This is a genomic window from Elioraea sp. (assembly GCF_051860475.1).
Classification (GTDB): Bacteria; Pseudomonadota; Alphaproteobacteria; order Acetobacterales; family Acetobacteraceae; genus Elioraea.
Genome location: NZ_JBHYDW010000323.1, coordinates 1 through 512 on the forward strand (window position 1 = coordinate 1; position 512 = coordinate 512).

A 512-nucleotide genomic window follows, 5' to 3' on the forward strand; every position below is an offset into this window, starting at 1 on the left:
TGGCCGCTGTAGGTGTAGCAGTGCATCCAGGTGTCGGCGCCCGGTCGGTCGAACACGGCGGCCACCTTGTCGGACAGGCCCACGCCGCCCATCGGCACGTAGCCGCTGGTGATGCCCTTGGCAAACTGCACCAGGTCGGGCTGCACGTCGCTGCCCCAGTGGCCCAGCGCGAAGAGCTTGCCGGTGCGGCCGAAGCCGGTGATGACTTCGTCGGTGGCGAACAGCACGTCGTAGCGGTCGCAGATCTCGCGGATGCGGCGGAAGTAGCCCGCCGGCGGCACGTAGGCGCCGCCGCCCATCACCGGCTCGGCGATGAACAGCGCCACGCTGTCGGGGCCCTCGGCCAGGATGGCGCGCTCCAGTTCGTCGGCCGCGGCGGTGGCCGGGTCGCCACCCGGCGGTACGGTGTAGCGGTAGGCGTCGTGATTCGGTATGTGCACGAAGCCCGGCATGCGCGGCTCGAAGGCCGGCCAGTAGGCCGGCATGCCGGTAGCGCACATGGCGGCCAGCGT

The 512-nt window shown here is 71.1% G+C and carries 1 protein-coding gene; it reads right to left on the bottom strand.

Annotation, left to right across the window (positions count from 1 at the left end; all coding sequences use genetic code 11):
- On the bottom strand, window positions 1–485 hold a 485-nt coding region (locus ACTIFU_RS24015), incomplete at its 3' end, for an aminotransferase class III-fold pyridoxal phosphate-dependent enzyme (protein WP_439580831.1).
- Window positions 486–512: the final 27 nt, after the last annotated feature.